Origin of the sequence: Camelimonas fluminis, from assembly GCF_014656355.1 — a bacterium.
Lineage (GTDB): Bacteria > Pseudomonadota > Alphaproteobacteria > Rhizobiales > Beijerinckiaceae > Camelimonas > Camelimonas fluminis.
The window spans coordinates 262,334-279,159 of record NZ_BNCG01000002.1 but is presented as its reverse complement, the minus strand read 5'-3'; the positions used below and the strand labels follow the sequence as shown (position 1 = coordinate 279,159).

Sequence of the window (16,826 nt, the reverse complement as noted above, 5' to 3'; positions counted from 1 at the left end):
TTGCGCATTACGGAAGGGCATGATCCGCGTGCAAAACGCGTCAAACCAAAGAGATAAAGCAAAACGTCGGTCCTGTGTGAGCGGATTTTCCCCTGTATGCGGCCCGGGCCGGATGTCGTGACCGCCGTTGGCCGGCCCGCGCGCGGATCGGCCGGGTTGGCCGAGGCTTCTGGCGCGCCGGCAATCGGGGTATCCTGCTGGCCCCTGGCCAGTCCTCGCCCAAGGGAGGTTCTGATGATGTTCCGTTTGGGGGTCTTTGATGATGCGCGCGTGATAGAGGCGTTGCGCGCCCATTTCGAAGCGGCTTACGCCAACACCGCGCCCGGCAGCGCCCATGCGCTGGAAATCGCCGCGCTACAGACGCCGCAGGTCCGCTTCTGGTCCGCGTGGGACCAGGGCGCGCTGCTGGCGATTGGCGCGCTGAAGCGCTTCGCGCCGCGTCACGCGGAAGTGAAATCCATGTATGTGGTGGAGGCCATGCGGCGGCGGGGCGTGGGCGGCGAGATGCTGCGCCATCTCATCGCCGACGCCCGGACAGGCGGCGTCCACCAGCTCTGGCTGGAAACCGGCTCCTGGGACTATTTTCGCCCGGCGATCGGGATGTATCTGCGCCACGGTTTCGCGGAAACCGGGCCCTTCAACGACTACGTCGCCGATCCCAACTCCATGTTCATGGTGCTGGATCTGCGGGACTGACCCGAAGCCCCAGGCGACGCGCGGACGCGGCGTCCCCGCAACGCCGCCGCCTCGCGCTCCGGGCCTCCGGTCCGTTGCTTTGCTCCGCTGCTCAGGCGCTCTTCATCTGCAACAGCTGGATGAGATTGCCGCAGGTATCGTCGAGCACCGCCACCCGCGCGGGGCCCGCGTCGGCTGGCTTGCGGGCGAACCGGACGCCCAGCGCCAGCAAGCGGTCATATTCAGCGTCGACGTCGTCCACCTGGAATGACATGGCCGGAATGCCATCGGCCACGAGCGCCGCCTTCCAGGGCTTGGCGGCGGGATGAACGTCCGGCTCAAGGAGCAGTTCGACGCCATCAGGCGCTTCGCGGGAGACCACCGTCAGCCAGCGATGGTCGCCAACGGCGACGTCGTGCTTTGGCGTGAACCCGAGAACCCTGGTGTAAAAATCAAGCGCCCGCGCCTGGTCGTCCACGAGGACGCTGGTAACATGGATGCGCATCTGCCTTCCTTCCGGTCCGTGGCGGAGCAAATTATAAATGGAAACGCTGGTTTCGCGCAGTTGGACCGGAAACCGAAACCACCGGAGGACATGATGTCAGATGGTATCGCCATGATCGCCGCCCGGCATGAGGGCACATTGCCGTGGCATCTGGGCATGCGCTGGATGCGCGCGGAACGCGGCCTGGTGGAGGGCGGGTTCACCATCGGGCAGCGCCATCTTGCCGGCAATGGTTTCCTGCACGCCGCCACGGTCATCGCCCTGGTGGATTCGGCCTGCGGTTACGGATGCATGCTGTCGTTGCCAGAGGGCGCGGAAAGTTTCACCACCATCGAGTTGAAGTCCAATTTCCTCGGCACGGCCAGGGAGGGCGACGTCACCTGCGTGGCGACAATGGCTCACGGCGGCCGCACCACCCAGGTATGGGACGCCGTGGCGCGCAGCGAGGCCAGCGGCAAAACCCTGGCGCTGTTCCGTTGCACGCAAATGGTGTTGTGGCCGCGCTAGAGCTTTTCGGGAGCAGTGGCGCCCGCTTTTCGTGAAAAAGTGCGTCAAATGAAAGCGACGGAGCATTTTTGGCGAACGGGTTTTCGCCGGACACGCTCCAAACCGGAACCGGAGGACGTCCTCTCAGGAATCCGCCCCGCCGCTGACGCCGTCGGCGAGCCGGTCAGCGGCGGCGAACAGCGCCTCCAGTTCGTTGTCGCCGATTTTGTCCCAGCCCAGGGTGCGCAGGGAAACCACGCGCCCGGTGTAGAAGGCCACCAGGCTCGAAATCAGCAACAGAGCGTCGATGGTGTCGGCGTCGCGCACGGTCGTCGCGCCGCGCACCCCGGCAATCAGCCGGGCCAGCAGGCGCGCCCCGGGCTCCCACAGGCGCTCGTACAGGATCGTGAAGGCGGGCCCCTGTTCGCGAAGCTCCCGCGCCACGAATGTCGTCCAGGTCAGGGCGTCGTCGGAGCCGGCGAGCAGTTGCACCAGATGTCGCAGCAACTGCTTGAGGTGATCGCGGCAGGCGGCGCTGTCGGCGCGCGCCAGGGCTCCGGTGAGATCGACAGCCGATATGGTGGCCATCTGGCGCACGTACCGGTCGACGATCTCGGTGGCGCAGGCGAGATACACCCCCTCCTTGTTGCCGAAATAGTACGCCAGCGACGGCAGCGTGACGCCGGCGGCCTGGGCGATGCGCCGCGTCGTGGCGTTGGCGAAGCCATGCTCGCCGAACTCCGCGAGGGCGGCGGCGAGGATGGCGCGCCGGGTTCCCTCGCCCTTGGCGTAGCCGGAACGGGTCTCGCGCGCGCCCCGCGCGGGCGCGGCCGGCTTGATGGATGGAGTGGACGGTGATGCCATGGTCTTATTGAGCATGGCTCCGGCCAGGGCGCAAATGGCGGCGCGGACTGCCGCGCCGCAAGGCGTCAGGCCTGAACCGGCCGGTAGTTCTCGCCGTCGGAGGCGAAATCAGCGTGACCATAGCGGTGCAGCAGCCGCTCCAGCTTGCTGACGAGGCGACGGTTGGCGATGTCGCGCACGCCGGGCGCGCGCATGGCGAGGTCATAGAGCTTCATGCGCGGGACGATGAACAGCGCCGTGGCCAGCGCGATGAGCCGGTCGCGCCCGGTATAGGAAACGCCCATCGCTTCGGCTCTGGAGGCGTCGCCCTCGAGAAAATTGCGCACCAGATAGGCCTTGGAGAAGCTGCGCTCCATGCCGCGACGCATGCGCCCGGTCAGGGTGTTGTCCTTCGACAGTTCCGCCGACATGGCGCCGCGCACCAGGGAGCCGCAGGTTTTGTCGTCGAAGCCGGCCCGCAATGTCGCCTGACGGGTCAACAGCAGGTCGACGATCTGCTGCGGCGTCTCGCCCAGCAGATCCTCGGGCAGGCCAAGCAGGAAGCAGCGGTAACGGGCAAGCTCGATGCGGGCCCGCTCTTCCTGGGTGAAATGGTTGCGACCCTGGCCCAGCACCTTGAACGACAGCAGGAAGGAACTGATGAGGCCCGCCGGCATCTGGTCCACCTGGGGAATCGGAACCCCAAACACGCCCGCGTCCCAGACGCCGGGCCGGCGCATGACGTTGAACCGCACCATCGAGTGCATCAGCCGGACCATGGCGGCGGCCCGGAAGCCCTCGCCATGGCGTTCCAGCCCGCCAGGCAGGACGGTGAGCGTGAAGAAGGTCGCCGTCTCGAACGCCCGCTTGGCGGCGAGGGAATCAGTCAGCGTCCCGGTCAGCGCCATGGGCAGCGCCGAATATTTGTTCATGAAGGTGGCGAGCAGGGCGCCGCGGATCACATAAGGCGCCAGATTGGCCATGCCGTTGCGTTCAAGCCGCGCGCCTTCGTTGACCAGATCCATGTCGACCCAGGCGGGCGTCCGCTCCATGTCGCGGATGAAGGCCACCAGCTCTGGCGGGGCGTCGGGCACGGCGTCCAGCCCCTTGCGGCATGCGGTTTCGAGCTGGGAGATCATGCCGCGAAACCCGAGTTGCGGCATCAGCGCCGCATAGGCGTCCGCCACCACGTCGCCGGTCATTGTGTAGCCGGCGATCATCGCCACCCGCTGGCGATCGGCCAGCAGCGCGGCGCGCTTGTCGCGGAAGGCGCCGCGCACGGCGCTGTCGCCTGCAATCTCGTTTGTGAAGCGCTCGGGCAGGTTGTCGAAATCAATGCGACTGTAAATGGCGGGAATCTGCTCCGCCTGCCGGCGGGCGCGCGCCCAGACGTCCGGGCTGTCTGCGTCAAAAGCCATGCGGGCTTCCTCCTGGGTGTTTGTTTCATGAAAATGTATCAATTGATATAAATGTCAAGAATGTCGCATGGGCGTCTGGCGCGGGCGATCTTTATGCCGGCCAGCCATCCGTGTAGTCAGACGCCTGCAACCAGAGCATTTTCACGAAAAGCGCCGTCGATTTTTCCTGAAGGGACGCGCGCGAACAGCGTGCGAAATGCCCCCGTCAAAGCTATGGAGCGCCAGATGCCGGCCAGATCGCTGATGTTTCAGGGGACCGGCTCCGACGTCGGCAAATCGCTGATGGTCGCCGGGCTTGCCCGCGCCCTGGTCAACCGCGGCCTGCGGGTGGCTCCGTTCAAGCCGCAGAACATGTCGAACAACGCCGCCGTCACTGTTGATGGTGGTGAGATCGGCCGCGCCCAAGCCCTGCAGGCGCGCGCCGCCCGCCTGGCTCCCACGGTGCATATGAATCCGGTGCTGCTGAAGCCCCAGGGCGGCCACGGCAGTCAGATCGTCGTCCAGGGCCGGGTGGCGGGCGCGTCAGGCGCCGCCGACTACCAGCGCGTCAAGGCTGGCCTGATGCCCGCGGTGCTGGAGAGTTTCAATCTGCTGCGTCAGGACGCCGACATCGTGCTGGTGGAGGGCGCCGGCAGCGCCTCCGAGGTCAACCTGCGCAGTCATGACATCGCCAACATGGGCTTCGCCCGCGCCGCCGACGTTCCGGTGGTGCTGATTGGCGATATCGACCGGGGCGGGGTGATCGCCAGCATCGTCGGCACGCAGGCAGTGATCGATCCGGCGGACGCAGCGATGATCGCGGGCTTCATCATCAACCGGTTTCGCGGCGATCCGGCGCTGTTCGCCGATGGCATGGCGATCATTCAGGCCCGCACCGGCTGGCGCGCCATCGGCCTTGTTCCGCATCTGGAGGCGGCCGGCCGGCTGCCGGCGGAGGACGGGCTCGGCCTTGCCGGGAAAGGCGGGCGACCGGCCCAAACAGCTGGCGCGCCCATCCGCATCGCGGTGCTGGTGCTGCCGCACATCTCCAATTTCGATGATCTCGACCCGCTGGAGGCCGAGCCGCAGGTGGAGATGATCCAGGTTCGCCCAGGCGAGGCGCTGCCCGGCGACATTGACCTGGTCATCCTGCCAGGCTCGAAGGCGACGATCCCGGCCCTGGCCGCCCTGCGCGCGGCCGGCTTCGACATCGACATCGCCGCCCATGTGCGGCGCGGCGGCCATGTGCTGGGCATTTGCGGCGGCTACCAGATGCTTGGCCGGAGCGTCAGCGACCCGGCGGGGCTGGAGGGCGCGACCGGAACCGTTCCCGGCCTCGGGCTGCTCGACGTGGACACGGTGCTGGCCGGCGACAAGACCTTGCGCGAGACCTCCGGCCGGACCGCCGATGACGCCACCTTCCATGGCTACGAGATGCATGTGGGCGTGACCACCGGGCCAGGCCTCGCCCGGCCGTTCGCCCACTTCGCCGACGGGCGCGTTGATGGCGCTGTTTCCGCCAGCGGCCGGGTCAGCGGCTGCTATGTGCACGGCCTGTTCGCCGATGACGCCCAGCGTGACGCCTGGCTGCGCCGGCTCGGCGGCGATGGCGTCGATCATGCCTATGAAGCCGGCGTCGAGGCGGCGCTGGACGCGCTGGCGGCGCACCTGGAAGCGCATCTTGACATCGACTGGCTTGTCAAAACATCCAGATAAGCAGTTGTAAAATCACAAAAGAGCAGCCGAGCGCGGCGATCAGCATGGCGTCAGCCAGATGATACAGCCGCAGGGCGCGGCGGATATCGGCTGGCGTCGCCGTGCGCCGTCCGCCAGCGCCCATTTCGGCGTCATCGACCGTCTGGCCGCCATAGACCCGGGGACCGGCCAGGGCGAGGCCGAGCGCGCCGGCCATCGCCGCCTCGGGCCACCCGGCATTGGGCGAGCGGTGCTTGCCGGCGTCGCGCCGCACCGCCCGCCAGGCGGCGCCGGCGTCGGCGCCCGGCGCCATAGCGGCGGCCCCCACCAGCGCCAGCCCGGTGAGCCGCGAGGCCGGCAGATTGATGAGATCGTCGCAACGGGCGGCGGCCCAGCCGAAGGCCTCGTGCCGCGCCGTGCGGTGGCCGATCATGCTGTCGGCGGTGTTCACCGCCTTGTAGATGGCGCAGCCTGGCAGTCCCGCCGCCGCCAGCCAGAACGCCGGCGCGGTGACGCCGTCGGAAAAATTCTCGGCCAGGCTCTCGATCGCAGCGCGGCAGACGGCGGCCTCGTCCAGCGTATCCGGGTCGCGACCGACGATCATCGACACCGCGTGGCGGCCGGCGGCGAGGCCGTCCCGCTCCAGCGCGTCGGCCACGGCGACGACATGCCCGGCAAGGCTGCGCTGCGCCAGCAGGGAACTCGCCAGCACAGCGACGGCCAGCCCACCGGCGATCAGGCCAAACGCCGCCAGCAACGTCTGCTGGATGGCAAGGCCGACGCCGCCGCAGACGACGATGAGAACGAGCAGGGTCAGTACGCCGAGGGTCCGCCGGGCGGCTGTGGAATAGCCCGGCCGGTTCAGCTTTTCATCCAGACATGCGATGAGACGGCCAATCCAGCTCACCGGGTGGCCGATGGTCGTGTATACCCGGCCTGGATAGCCGACGGCGCGTTCGATCAGCATGGCGGCGAAGGCGAGCAGAATGGTCATGGCGGCTTCATGCAGTGCGGGTTTATGGGCAGTGCGGGTTTATGGGCAGTGCGGGTTTGATGGACGCGAAATCAGTAGCGGGCGGGCGGAGCGCGCCGGATCAGGGCGTGATCGTGCATGGCGGCTCCCTTGTGCAGGCGGCGGCGCTGTTCCCGGATGCGCCAACGCCGTGGATCGACCTGTCGACGGGGGTCAATCCCCATCCCTATACCCGCCGGCCAACGCCGTCGGCGCTGCTGACGCGGCTGCCGGAACCGGCCCGGCACGCCCGTCTGTGCGCCGTGGCGGCGGAAACCTGGGGCGTGTCGCCCGGCGCGGCGGTTGTCGCCGCCCCGGGAACCCAGATCCTGCTGGCGCAGATCATGATGCTGGCGCGGCCAACCGCGGCCAGACCAGTCCGGACAATGATCCTGGCGCCGACCTACGCCGGCCACGCCGACGCCGCAAGGGTCGCTGGTCATGCGGTTCATGAGGTCGCCTGTCATCAGGCCAGCGCGTCCGCCAGCCTGGAGGCGCTGGCGGACGCCGACGTCGCCGTTGTCGTCAATCCCAACAATCCGGACGGGCGGGTGACCGGCCGCGCGGCGCTGCTGCGATTGGCTGAAGCGATGGCCCGCAAGGGCGGTCTGCTGGTGGTGGATGAGGCCTTCATCGACGCCTGTCCGGCGGCGGAAAGCCTCGCTGGCGACGTGGGGCTGCATGGTCTGGAAAACGCCCTGGTGGTGCTGCGCTCCTTCGGCAAATTCTATGGCCTCGCCGGCGTGCGGCTTGGCTTCGCCATAACCGCTCCGGCCCAGGCCGCCCGGCTCAACGCCATTCTTGGCCCCTGGTCGGTGTCTGGCCCGGCCCTGGAATATGGCGTGACGGCCCTGCAGGACGACGCCTGGCGGAACGCCATGATCAGGCGGCTGGCGGCTGAGGCGACGCGGCTGGACCAGCGGCTGGCGGCGGCGGGCCTCGCCGTGACCGGCGACGTCAGCCTGTTCCGGCTCGTGCGCCATCCGCGCGCCCGCGACCTGTTCACGGCGCTGGGGCGGCGCGGCCTCTGGGTGCGCCGCTTTGAAATTGCCTCCGGCGTTGGCGCAGACGCCATCCGCATCGGCTTGCCGCCGGACAAAGCCGCGACCCACAGACTTGATCAGGCGCTTCAGGAGTTTTCATCAAGTATCGGATAAAATTATATTATATGTCGATCAATCCAAGGTCTTCCCGCTGCGTCTTCTGGCGGTGAATGACCGCCTCAGCCACGGGCCGGCCTTCCAGAAGATGCTCCCGCACAATGCGGTCGATCATTGCTTCGTCGAGATTGCCGTACCAGACGCCGTCCGGCTGGACGACTAACAGCGGCCCCTGGTTGCAGGGATAAAGGCAGCCGGCGCGCACGCACATGGCCCGCTGCGGACCGCTGTTGAGCGAGCGGATGCTCTTCATGATCGTGCGCATGTGCTGATACAGCGGCAGCGCCTTGCGATGGGCGCAACGGGCGCCCAGACAGAAGAATGCCTGACGCGCATGCTCCGGCACATCGGTCCAGCCGGGTTTGCCCATGCTCGGCTTCACGTCGGCGACGGGCCGGATCCGCTCCGGCTCCGCCGCCAGAGCCGCCGTCACCGCCGCCGTTACGTCAAGAAACTGCTCGACCGGCGGGCAGATCCGCAGGTCGAAGTCGGCGTTGGCGTGCTCAAGTCGCCAGGCGGCCAGCGCCCCGGGCAACCAGGCGGTCAACGACGGATCAGCTGGAAACGCGGCCGGAATCACCAGCGCCTGGCGCACGCCGCGTTGCAGCAGCTCTTCCAGGACGTCGGGAATCGACGGCCCGGTGAGATCCTCATAGGCCGGAATGAACGTGCGCCCGCCCGCCGCGTTCAGCCGCGCGGCGATCTGGGCGACGTTCTGCTGCCGGTCGAATGAAGCGCGGCCATACAGGATGACGACAGGGGCGTCCGCTGCCGAGGCGTTGGCCGGCTGTCCACTGTCTGGCATGGCTGTTCTCCGTATGCTGGTTCCACGCTGGACAAGGCGTCGCTCCTGGCCGCTCCGCTGTTCCGGGAATGGACGGGGCAAGCCTGGCGTGACGGTTTGGCGCCGGGGCCACGTTGATGGGCTGATGCGGCAGGCGTCAGGGCGTCAGACGTCGCCGCGCCGCCGCAGCATGTAGGTGTCCATGATCCAGCCGTGACGGGCGCGGGCTTCGGCGCGCGTGCGCACGATCCGTTCGCCCACCTCGGCCAGCGACCCACTGATGAGGATTTCGTCGGGCATGCCGAGATAGGCGCCCCACCAGATGTCGTATTGCGCCGCCGGCAGGGTGGTGAAGGCGCAGGCGCCATCCAGCATCACCACGATGGTCTCCGCGTCGGCGGGGACGCCCTGGCGCAACCGGCGGCCGGTGGTGAGCAGCACCGGGCCGCCGATGGTGTTGAGCGGCATACGGTGACTGGCCGCCAGCGTCTGGACGCTGGTGACGCCGGGGATCACCTCGATCGCCAGCGCCGCCTCCGGCAGGGCGCGCAGCCGCTCCAGAATGCGCAGGGTGCTGTCGTAGAGCGACGGGTCGCCCCAGACCAGCAGGCCCACTGTTCCGGTGGGCCCGCATTCCCTGTCCAGCAGGCTGGCGTAGGCGCCGGCAATGGCGTCGTGCCAGTCGTCGACGGTCTGATGGTAGGCGTCGTCCTGCTGCGCCCGCACCGGCAGGTCAAATTCGATCTGCCGCGTGTGCGGATTGGTCAGGAAGCGCCGGCAGATGTCGCGGCGGACCTCTGCCAGATCATCCTTCTGCCCCGGTTTGCGGGGGATCAGGATCAGATCCAGCCGGTTCAGCGCGGCGATGGCCTGCACGGTCATGTGGTCCGGGTTGCCGGCGCCGATGCCGATGACAATGATCTTGCGCATGGCAGTCTCAAACACTGTGGCGGGCGATGGCGTGGAAGTAGCAGCCGGTGACATGGCCGCGCCGCCCGCCGGAGGGGCCAAGATCGCGCCCCTGGGAGTCAGCCAGCTGCGCCAGCGGCGCGTCGTCGCCGGCGCTCACCAGGCGGGAATAGTGGAACTCGTGGCCGCGAATGACGTCGCCCGCCGCGCCGACGGGACTGTCGGCGAGCAGCCGCGCCTCGCGATAGCCCAGGTTCATCCGCCGCCTGGCGTAGCTGGTGACGTGGCCGAGCAGGCCGGCCATCGGGTGGGTGACGCCCCCGGCGTCCTCCAGCGCCGCGCCCAGCACCATGTAGCCGCCGCACTCGCCATGCACCGGTCGGGTTTCGGCGAAGCGGCGCAGCCCGTCCATGAAACGGCTCGCGGCGGCCAGCCGGCCGGCGTGCAGCTCTGGATAGCCGCCGGGCAGCCAGCAGACGTCGCTGGCGGCGTCTGGCGCCTCGTCGGCCAGCGGCGAGAACAGCGCGATGTCCGCGCCGGCGTCGCGCCAGCCCTGCAACACATGCGGGTAGATGAAGGAGAAGGCGGCGTCACGGGCGATGGCGATGCGTTGGCCAGGCGGCGGCAGCGAGGAGGCAGCCTGCGGCAGCCAGGAGGGGGGCGCTTCCCTATCTCCGGTGGCGATGGGCCCCGCCAGCGCCAGCACCGCGTCCAGATCGACGGAAGCCTCGATCACGTCGGCCATCTGGTCGATGAAGGCTTCCAGAGCGGTGTGCTCGCCCGCCTGCACCAGGCCCAGATGCCGTTCCGGCAGGCTGATCTCCGGGTTGCGACGGATGACGCCGACCACCGGCAGGCCCAGCCGCTCGATGGCCGGGCGAACCACGGCTTCGTGCCGCTCGCTGGCGACCTGGTTGAGCACGACGCCGCCGATGCGCACGGCGGGATCATGGGTGGCGAAACCATGGGCGATGGCGCCGGCGGTCTGCGACTGGCCGGAAATGTCCAGCACCAGCAGGGTCGGCAGGCCGTAGATGCGGGCCAGATCGGCCGCCGCGCCGCTGCGGCCGGGGGCAGCGTCGACGCCGTCGAATAGGCCCATGGCGCTTTCCACGATCACCAGATCGGCGCCGTCGCCCTGGCGGGCCAGCAGGTCGCGCAGCAGCACGGGCTCCATGGCCCAGCTGTCCAGATTGACGCCGGGGTGGCCGGTGGCGGCGCGATGGAATTCCGGATCGATATAATCCGGTCCCGATTTGGCGGCGCGCACGTTCAGGCCACGCCGTTTCAGGGCGCGCAACAGGCCGATGGCGACGCTGGTCTTGCCGGAGCCGGAGCGGGCTGCGCCGACGATGAGGCCGCGCGGCTGGCCAGGGGGACGCACACCCTGCCTCATGGGGCTGCTCCGGCGGGCGTCGCGCCATTTCGCCAGGCGACGATCTCGCCGATGACGATCAGCGCCGGCGATTTGATGTTGTCGCGCCGCGTCGCCTCGACGATGCCCGCCACGTCCGAAACCAGCACCTTCTCCTCAGGCGTCGAGGCGGCGTGGATCACCGCCGCCGGAGTACGCGCCGGCAGGCCGCCGGCCAGCAACTGGTCGCGGATCAGCGGCAGATTGCCCAGCCCCATATAGATGACAATGGGCTGGCCGGTCTTCGCCAGCGCCGCCCAGTCCGGGCCCTCGCCAGGAACCGGCGGCTCGGCCGCATGGCCTGTTGCCAGGGTGATCGCCTGGCTGACGCCGCGCAGCGTCGCCGGAATGCCGGCGCCGGCCAGAGCCGCCAGCCCGGAGGTGAGGCCAGGCAGGAACCGGAACGGCACGCCCGCGCCAGCCAGGGCCCGCGCTTCCTCGCCGCCGCGGCCGAATACGTTGGGATCGCCGCCCTTGAGCCGCAGCACCCGTTTGCCTTCGCCGGCAAGGCGGATGAGCAGGGCGTTGATGTCAGTCTGCGCCGCCGAGCGCACGCCGGCGCGCTTGCCGACGTAGTGCTTCTCGGCCTCCGGCGCCGCCAGCAGCAGGTCCGGGTTGACCAAAGCGTCGTAAACCACGGCGTCGGCCTTCGCCAGCGCCGCAATGACGCCCAGCGTCAGGCATTCCAGCGAGCCGGGGCCGGCGCCGGCCAGCCACACCTCGCCAGGAGCGAAGCCGCTGGCTTCGGCCATTGGCAACGGCGCATGAGCCAGGCGCATCAGGGCTTCCGCCGCCAGGGCGGGGAGGCTTTCGCCGGTTTGACCGGGCGACATGGGACGGTCAGCGCTCATGACGGCTCACCGCTTTCCACCTCGCGCCGCGCCAGCGGCTGGTTATGGGCGTCCCGGCCGCGAAAACGGCGCTGGTAATCCACGTCATACAGGGCGCTTTCCTGAAAACCGACGGCGGCGAGGCCGGGGCCGACGAACACCAGCGCGGTGCGCTCCGCCGGCGCCTCGGCCATCCGTCCGGCGATATCGGCCAGGGTTCCGCGAATGACGCGCTCATCCGGGCAGGTGGCCCGCACCACCACAGCGACCGGGCACGTCGGCCCGTACAGCGGCGTCAGTTCGGCGATGATCTGGTCGAGGGCGTGGATGGCCAGATGAATCGCCAGGGTGGCCCCGGTCTGGCCGAAGCCAGTCAGGGTTTCGCCCGCCGGCATCGGCGAGGCGCGGCCGGAAACCCGGGTCAGCACCAGCGACTGGGCGATGGCCGGAATGGTCAGCTCGCGCCCCAGGGCGGCGGCGGCCCCGGCAAAGGCCGGCACCCCCGGCGTCATCGTCCAGGCGATGCCCAGCCGGTCGAGCCGGCGCGTCTGCTCGGCCACGGCGCTCCAGATCGACAGATCGCCGGAATGCAGCCGGGCCACATCCTGGCCGTGCGCCGTGGCGGCGATGTATTCTTCCTCAATCTCATCCAGCGACAGTGGCGCCGTGTCGACCAGCCGCGCCTCCGGCGGGCAATATTGCAGCAGTTCCGCCGGCACGATGGAGCCGGCGTACAGGCAAACCTGGCAGCGCCCCAGCAGGTCGCGTCCGCGAACGGTGATGAGATCGGCGGCGCCAGGCCCGGCGCCAATGAAGTGGACGGTCATTGCTGATCCAGATGGTCAAATGTTTTTAGAATCAATGATGTGTTGCTGAACTGCACGCGCACTGCCGGTGCGCCCTGTGATTTCGCGTCATTCACGGCGATGGCGCAGGTGGCCGTGGGGCTGGCGCTGCGCGGGCCGAGCAGACGGGCGCCGTCTGGCCCGGCGACGGCGAGGGCCGCCGCCTCGCTGGCCGAGGGCAGGCCAGTGGCGGCCAGCGACGCGCCCGAGCGGGTGAGGCAGGCGCCGGCCATCGCCGCCAGCGCGGCCGGGTCGGCGACGACAAGCGGCAGTCCGAGCCGGGTCGCCGCCGCCTGGATGGCCGGATGGTCCGCCCTGGCCGGGATGCAGGCGAGGGCGCTGAGATCCGCTGCTTGCAGGCTGTCGCGCGTCAGCGCCTGACCGATCACAGCCAGAATATCGTCGACGCTGGCCGAGGCGCGGCAGCCCAGGCCCGCAATACAGACGCTGGCGATGCAGGCGACGTTATGCTCCGTGGGTTCACGCGCGCTCATGGCTTGCTCCAGCGCCATTGCACGATTGGCATGGCGACGCGCCAGCCGGTCAGGCCGCCAACCGGCGCGGCGCGAGCCACCGCCAGCGAGATCAGGTCGCCGCCATGGCGCTGGCGCATGGTCGTGAGCAGCGCCTGGGTTTCCAGCGTCACCGCATTGATCACCAGCCGACCACCGGGCTTCAGCGCGGCGCGGGCGGCGTCCACGACGGCTTCACGGGCGCCGCCGCCAATGAAAATGGCGTCCGGCTGCGGCAGACCAGCGAAAGCCTCCGGGGCCGCGCCGGCGCGCAGGTCGAGGCGGGGGACGCCGAGACGCGCCGCATTGGCGCGGGCGCGTTCGGCCCGCGCGGCGTCCTGCTCGATGGCGATGGCGCGCATGGCTGGCGACAGCCGCAGCCATTCGATGCCGATCGAACCGGAGCCGGCGCCGACGTCCCACAGCAGTTGCCCTGGCAGCGGCGCCAGGGCGGCCAAAGTGACGGCGCGCACCTCGCGCTTGGTGATCTGGCCGTCGTGATCGAAGAAACTGTCATCGAGCCCGGAGCCCAGCGGCGCGGGCTGTGCTTCCGACGTCTTTGGCGAGGCGTGCTGTTCAGCTGAAACGCCGTCCGCTGCGCCGGAACGTTCCGTCGCGCGCAACTCCAGCGCCAGCACGTTCAGCGGATCGAACAGCGCGTCGCCCATGGCCCCGGCTGTGGTCGCCGTGGCCCGCTCTCGGGAACCGCCCAGCGCTTCCAGCACCCACGCGCCGGAAGCTCCGAAGCCTGAATCATCCAGCATCCGCGCCAGCCGGGCCGGCGCCGCGCCGTCGCTGGTCAGAACCAGCAGCCGCATTCCTGGAAACAGATGGGCGCGCAGCGCGTCTTCGTCGCGGCCATGCAGCGAGAGCAGGGTCACGTCCTGCAGCGCCCAGCCAAGTCGCGCGGCGGCGAGGCTGAACGACGACGGCGCTGGCCACACCTTCATTTCGGCGATGGGCACGTGGCGGGCGAGGGTGACGCCAACGCCGTAATGCATGGGGTCGCCGGAGGCGAGCACGCACACCGGCGCGCCGCGTCGCGCCATCACGGCGGCGAGGCCCGCGTCGAATGGCGTCGGCCATGGGCAGGCTTCGCCGGTGATCGCCGCCGCCGCCAGCTCCAGATGGCGGTGGCCGCCGAACACCGCCTGGGCGTCGCTGATGGCCCGGCGGGCGCCGGCGCCGAGGCCATCCAGCCCATCCTCGCCAAGCCCGACCACATGCAGCCAGGGGCGGGGGGCGTGCTGACCTGACGCGTCCATGATGCTTGCGACGCTGACGATGCTTGCGCCGCTGATGGCGCCGGCGGCGCTTGCAACTTCTGCCCGCCCGTCGTTACTGGACGCCATCATGACCTCCAGCCAGCCCGACGCCCCGATGCATGTTCTGATATTGGGCGGCGCCGCCGACGCTCGCGCCCTGATGCGCGCCTTGCAGACACAGACGGATCTGCCGCTCAGCGTGACGCTGTCGCTCGCCGGCCGCACCCGCAACCCGCCGCCGCCGCTGGCCGGCCCCGTCGCCGTGAACCAGCGCGTCGGTGGTTTCGGCGGGGTCGGCGGGCTGGCGGCGTTCATCCGCGATCAGCGCGTCGCCTGTATCGTCAACGCCACCCATCCCTTCGCCGCGCGCATGGCGGCCAACGCCGTCGAGGCCGCAGCGTTGACCGGAACGCCGCTGTTGCGGCTGGTCCGCCCGGCCTGGGCCCCCGGGCCCGGCGATGACTGGCGCCATGTGGCCGACATCACAGCAGCCGTCGCGGCCCTTGGCGAAGTCCCGCGCCGGGTGTTCCTCACCATCGGCCGGCAGAACCTCGCCGCCTTCATGGCCGCGCCGCAACACGCCTATCTGGCCCGCACCATCGAGGCGGCCGACGCCGGCGTGCGCCTGCCCCATGTCGCCTGGCTGCAGGCGCGCGGTCCGTTCAGTCTGGACGACGAAAAGCAATTGCTCATCGACCATCGCATCGACCTGCTGGTGACCAAGAACAGTGGCGGCGACGACGCCGCAGCCAAGCTGGCGGCGGCGCGGGCGCTCGGCGTGCCGGTTGTCATGGTCGACCGTCCAGCGTCGCCCGGCGGCGGTCTCACGACGCCGTCCTCCGCTGAAGCTCTGGCATGGCTGCGGCAGATCTGGCTGGGGCGCATGGCCGGCCATGCTCATGACGGCGAGCCCTGCGGCAGCGAACCTTCTGACAGCGAACCTTGGGTGACATCCGGGCCTGCGCCCGTCGCAGAGCGCGGCGCATAGACCAGCGGCGCCCGGCCGTCGCGGGTGATCAACCGCGTTTCGGGCGAGCCGATGATGATGCAGGTGGCCATGTCGGCCATGTCGGACCGGGCCTCGGCCAGCGGGACGATCGCCACCCGCTCGTCGGGCCGGCCGGCGGCGCGGCCGAACACGACGGGCGTCCGCGCCGGCAGGATGTCGCGCAGGATGTCGAAAGCCTGGCCCAGTTGCCACGGGCGCGCCTTGCTCACCGGGTTGTACAGGGCGATGACCAGGCCGGCGCCGGCCACGGCGCGCAGCCGGGCCGCGATCAGCTCCCACGGCTTCAGATTGTCCGACAGGGAGATGGCGCAGAAATCATGGCCGAGCGGCGCGCCGACGCAGGCGGCCATCGCCAGCATGGCGGCGACGCCGGGCACGATGGCGATGTCCAACGCCCGCCATTCCGCCGGGCCGTGATCGATGGCCTCACAGATCGCAGCCGCCATGGCGAACACGCCAGCGTCGCCGCCGGAGACCACCGCCACCTCGCGGCCGTCCATGGCCAAGGCCAGCGCTGCTTTGGCGCGGGCCAGCTCCTCGCGATTGTCAGAGGCGTGGCGGCGCTGGTGCGGGCCGAGCGTCAACCGCTCCACATAAGGAAAATAGCCGAAGAAATCCGTCGCCCGCTCCACCGCGTTGCGCGCCTCAGGTGTCATCTGCTCCGGACTGCCCGGGCCGAGGCCGATGACGGTGAGGCGGCCGGTGAAAGCAACGCCGTTACGGGAAGCGTCGCCGCTCATGGCCGGGCGCTCCAGCCTGGCGTCAGCACCAGCGACAGATAGGGCGCGGCGTCGCCGGCAACCTCGCACAGCGGCAGGGTGCGGCCGGCGTCCATGGTGCCGCGCTCCACATAAATCGCGCCCTCCAGCCGCCCGGCCTGGGCCAGCGCGCGGCGGATGCGGCCGAGGTTGCGGCCAACCTTCATGATCACCGCCGCGTCGGCGTCGGCGAGGCGGCGCGCCAGCTCCGCTTCCTCCATGGTGCCAGGCAGCACCATCAGCACGTCCTCGCCCTGGGCCAGCGGCAGGCCCACCGCCGACCAGCAGCCAGACATGGCGGTAATGCCGGGAATGACCTCGGTGGGGTAGCGCGTCGCCAGCCGCACATGCAGGTGCATGTAGGAGCCGTAGAACAGCGGGTCGCCCTCGCTCAGCACGCAGACCGAACGGCCGGCGTCGAGGTGCGCCGCCACGGCCGCGGCGGATTCCTCGTAGAAACCGGTGATGGCGTCCCGGTAAGCGTCGCTGCGGTGCGGCAGCTCGGTGGTGACCGGATAGAGCAGCGGCAGCTCGATCACCTCCGGGCGCAGATGCGCCTGGGCGATGGCGCGGGCGTTGCTGGCGGCCCCGCGCTTGGCGAAATGCGCCACCACGTCGGCGGCGGCAAGGGCGCGCACCGCCTTCAGGGTCATCAGCTCCGGGTCGCCGGGGCCGGTGCCAACGCCGGTGAGGCGGCCGCTCGCCGTTCCGTTCATGGTTCCCGCTT

Annotated in this window: 18 protein-coding genes; 5 read left to right on the top strand and 13 right to left on the bottom strand. The window is 69.6% G+C overall.

Annotated features, from left to right (window positions below):
- Nucleotides 1–234 precede the first annotated feature (234 nt).
- Entirely contained in the window at nucleotides 235–696 is a 462-nt protein-coding gene (locus IE243_RS04675) for a GNAT family N-acetyltransferase (RefSeq protein WP_191318181.1), read from the top strand.
- A gap of 91 nt (nucleotides 697–787) precedes the next feature.
- On the opposite strand, the gene IE243_RS04670 is transcribed toward IE243_RS04675, so the two are convergent.
- On the bottom strand, nucleotides 788–1,180 hold the full coding sequence (locus tag IE243_RS04670; RefSeq protein WP_191318180.1) for a VOC family protein: 393 nt from the start codon (nucleotides 1,178–1,180) through the stop codon (nucleotides 788–790).
- Between the two features lie 93 nt (nucleotides 1,181–1,273).
- Here IE243_RS04670 and IE243_RS04665 point away from each other — a divergent pair, with 93 nt between their 5' ends.
- The gene (locus tag IE243_RS04665) at nucleotides 1,274–1,687 is read left to right on the top strand and encodes a PaaI family thioesterase (protein ID WP_191318179.1); all 414 of its coding nucleotides are present in this window, start codon (nucleotides 1,274–1,276) and stop codon (nucleotides 1,685–1,687) included.
- A 123-nt stretch (nucleotides 1,688–1,810) separates the two neighbouring features.
- On the opposite strand, the gene IE243_RS04660 is transcribed toward IE243_RS04665, so the two are convergent.
- Together IE243_RS04660 and IE243_RS04655 are read right to left on the bottom strand one after the other, a co-directional pair.
- A complete protein-coding gene (locus tag IE243_RS04660) occupies nucleotides 1,811–2,545 on the bottom strand; it encodes a CerR family C-terminal domain-containing protein (RefSeq protein WP_191318178.1) in 735 nt (244 codons plus the stop codon).
- 50 nt (nucleotides 2,546–2,595) lie between these two features.
- Nucleotides 2,596–3,927, bottom strand: a complete 1,332-nt coding sequence (locus tag IE243_RS04655) for an oxygenase MpaB family protein (protein ID WP_191318177.1) — start codon at nucleotides 3,925–3,927, stop codon at nucleotides 2,596–2,598.
- A 225-nt stretch (nucleotides 3,928–4,152) separates the two neighbouring features.
- Here IE243_RS04655 and IE243_RS04650 point away from each other — a divergent pair, with 225 nt between their 5' ends.
- A complete protein-coding gene (locus IE243_RS04650) occupies nucleotides 4,153–5,622 on the top strand; it encodes a cobyric acid synthase (protein WP_191318176.1) in 1,470 nt (489 codons plus the stop codon).
- Here IE243_RS04650 and cbiB read toward each other — a convergent pair.
- Nucleotides 5,606–6,595, bottom strand: coding sequence for an adenosylcobinamide-phosphate synthase CbiB (cbiB, locus tag IE243_RS04645; protein ID WP_191318175.1), 990 nt, complete (start codon nucleotides 6,593–6,595; stop codon nucleotides 5,606–5,608). The two genes, IE243_RS04650 and cbiB, sit on opposite strands and share 17 nt — an antisense overlap.
- Before the next feature lie 59 nt (nucleotides 6,596–6,654).
- On the opposite strand from cbiB, the gene cobD reads away from it, so the two are divergent.
- Nucleotides 6,655–7,770, top strand: a complete 1,116-nt coding sequence (gene cobD / locus IE243_RS04640; RefSeq protein WP_191318174.1) for a threonine-phosphate decarboxylase CobD — start codon at nucleotides 6,655–6,657, stop codon at nucleotides 7,768–7,770.
- Nucleotides 7,771–7,777: 7 nt separating this feature from the next.
- On the opposite strand, the gene IE243_RS04635 is transcribed toward cobD, so the two are convergent.
- From IE243_RS04635 to cbiE, 7 genes are all read right to left on the bottom strand, one after another.
- Entirely contained in the window at nucleotides 7,778–8,578 is an 801-nt protein-coding gene (locus IE243_RS04635) for a (2Fe-2S) ferredoxin domain-containing protein (RefSeq protein WP_191318173.1), read from the bottom strand.
- A 144-nt stretch (nucleotides 8,579–8,722) separates the two neighbouring features.
- Nucleotides 8,723–9,487 (bottom strand): precorrin-6A synthase (deacetylating), encoded by a 765-nt coding sequence (gene cobF, locus IE243_RS04630; RefSeq protein WP_191318172.1) that lies wholly within the window; start codon nucleotides 9,485–9,487, stop codon nucleotides 8,723–8,725.
- Between the two features lie 7 nt (nucleotides 9,488–9,494).
- Nucleotides 9,495–10,862, bottom strand: coding sequence for a cobyrinic acid a,c-diamide synthase CobB (locus IE243_RS04625; protein WP_191318171.1), 1,368 nt, complete (start codon nucleotides 10,860–10,862; stop codon nucleotides 9,495–9,497).
- On the bottom strand, nucleotides 10,859–11,731 hold the full coding sequence (gene cobA, locus IE243_RS04620; RefSeq protein WP_373301561.1) for a uroporphyrinogen-III C-methyltransferase: 873 nt from the start codon (nucleotides 11,729–11,731) through the stop codon (nucleotides 10,859–10,861). Before cobA ends, IE243_RS04625 begins: the two co-directional genes overlap by 4 nt.
- Nucleotides 11,728–12,537, bottom strand: a complete 810-nt coding sequence (cobM, locus tag IE243_RS04615) for a precorrin-4 C(11)-methyltransferase (protein WP_191318170.1) — start codon at nucleotides 12,535–12,537, stop codon at nucleotides 11,728–11,730. Before cobM ends, cobA begins: the two co-directional genes overlap by 4 nt.
- Nucleotides 12,534–13,049 carry a cobalamin biosynthesis protein gene (locus tag IE243_RS04610; RefSeq protein WP_191318169.1) on the bottom strand — a complete coding sequence of 172 codons (516 nt, stop codon included), beginning with the start codon at nucleotides 13,047–13,049 and terminating at the stop codon, nucleotides 12,534–12,536. Before IE243_RS04610 ends, cobM begins: the two co-directional genes overlap by 4 nt.
- Entirely contained in the window at nucleotides 13,046–14,332 is a 1,287-nt protein-coding gene (gene cbiE, locus IE243_RS04605) for a precorrin-6y C5,15-methyltransferase (decarboxylating) subunit CbiE (protein ID WP_191318316.1), read from the bottom strand. Before cbiE ends, IE243_RS04610 begins: the two co-directional genes overlap by 4 nt.
- 88 nt (nucleotides 14,333–14,420) lie before the next feature.
- Here cbiE and IE243_RS04600 point away from each other — a divergent pair, with 88 nt between their 5' ends.
- Complete coding sequence (locus IE243_RS04600; protein ID WP_191318168.1) at nucleotides 14,421–15,320, top strand: cobalt-precorrin-6A reductase; 900 nt, start codon at nucleotides 14,421–14,423, stop codon at nucleotides 15,318–15,320.
- Here IE243_RS04600 and IE243_RS04595 read toward each other — a convergent pair.
- The gene (locus IE243_RS04595; protein ID WP_191318167.1) at nucleotides 15,230–16,081 is read right to left on the bottom strand and encodes a precorrin-3B C(17)-methyltransferase; all 852 of its coding nucleotides are present in this window, start codon (nucleotides 16,079–16,081) and stop codon (nucleotides 15,230–15,232) included. The two genes, IE243_RS04600 and IE243_RS04595, sit on opposite strands and share 91 nt — an antisense overlap.
- Nucleotides 16,078–16,815, bottom strand: a complete 738-nt coding sequence (locus IE243_RS04590; protein WP_191318315.1) for a precorrin-2 C(20)-methyltransferase — start codon at nucleotides 16,813–16,815, stop codon at nucleotides 16,078–16,080. Before IE243_RS04590 ends, IE243_RS04595 begins: the two co-directional genes overlap by 4 nt.
- Nucleotides 16,816–16,826: the final 11 nt, after the last annotated feature.

Bases quoted from the DNA above. Each gene is read 5' to 3' on its own strand.
- IE243_RS04675 (WP_191318181.1), top strand. From the start codon at position 235: ATGATGTTCCGTTTGGGGGTCTTTGATGATGCGCGCGTGATAGAGGCG.
- IE243_RS04670 (WP_191318180.1), bottom strand. From the start codon at position 1,180: ATGCGCATCCATGTTACCAGCGTCCTCGTGGACGACCAGGCGCGGGCG.
- IE243_RS04665 (WP_191318179.1), top strand. From the start codon at position 1,274: ATGTCAGATGGTATCGCCATGATCGCCGCCCGGCATGAGGGCACATTG.
- IE243_RS04660 (WP_191318178.1), bottom strand. From the start codon at position 2,545: ATGCTCAATAAGACCATGGCATCACCGTCCACTCCATCCATCAAGCCG.
- IE243_RS04655 (WP_191318177.1), bottom strand. From the start codon at position 3,927: ATGGCTTTTGACGCAGACAGCCCGGACGTCTGGGCGCGCGCCCGCCGG.
- IE243_RS04650 (WP_191318176.1), top strand. From the start codon at position 4,153: ATGCCGGCCAGATCGCTGATGTTTCAGGGGACCGGCTCCGACGTCGGC.
- cbiB (WP_191318175.1), bottom strand. From the start codon at position 6,595: ATGACCATTCTGCTCGCCTTCGCCGCCATGCTGATCGAACGCGCCGTC.
- cobD (WP_191318174.1), top strand. From the start codon at position 6,655: ATGGACGCGAAATCAGTAGCGGGCGGGCGGAGCGCGCCGGATCAGGGC.
- IE243_RS04635 (WP_191318173.1), bottom strand. From the start codon at position 8,578: ATGCCAGACAGTGGACAGCCGGCCAACGCCTCGGCAGCGGACGCCCCT.
- cobF (WP_191318172.1), bottom strand. From the start codon at position 9,487: ATGCGCAAGATCATTGTCATCGGCATCGGCGCCGGCAACCCGGACCAC.
- IE243_RS04625 (WP_191318171.1), bottom strand. From the start codon at position 10,862: ATGAGGCAGGGTGTGCGTCCCCCTGGCCAGCCGCGCGGCCTCATCGTC.
- cobA (WP_373301561.1), bottom strand. From the start codon at position 11,731: ATGAGCGCTGACCGTCCCATGTCGCCCGGTCAAACCGGCGAAAGCCTC.
- cobM (WP_191318170.1), bottom strand. From the start codon at position 12,537: ATGACCGTCCACTTCATTGGCGCCGGGCCTGGCGCCGCCGATCTCATC.
- IE243_RS04610 (WP_191318169.1), bottom strand. From the start codon at position 13,049: ATGAGCGCGCGTGAACCCACGGAGCATAACGTCGCCTGCATCGCCAGC.
- cbiE (WP_191318316.1), bottom strand. From the start codon at position 14,332: ATGGACGCGTCAGGTCAGCACGCCCCCCGCCCCTGGCTGCATGTGGTC.
- IE243_RS04600 (WP_191318168.1), top strand. From the start codon at position 14,421: ATGACCTCCAGCCAGCCCGACGCCCCGATGCATGTTCTGATATTGGGC.
- IE243_RS04595 (WP_191318167.1), bottom strand. From the start codon at position 16,081: ATGAGCGGCGACGCTTCCCGTAACGGCGTTGCTTTCACCGGCCGCCTC.
- IE243_RS04590 (WP_191318315.1), bottom strand. From the start codon at position 16,815: ATGAACGGAACGGCGAGCGGCCGCCTCACCGGCGTTGGCACCGGCCCC.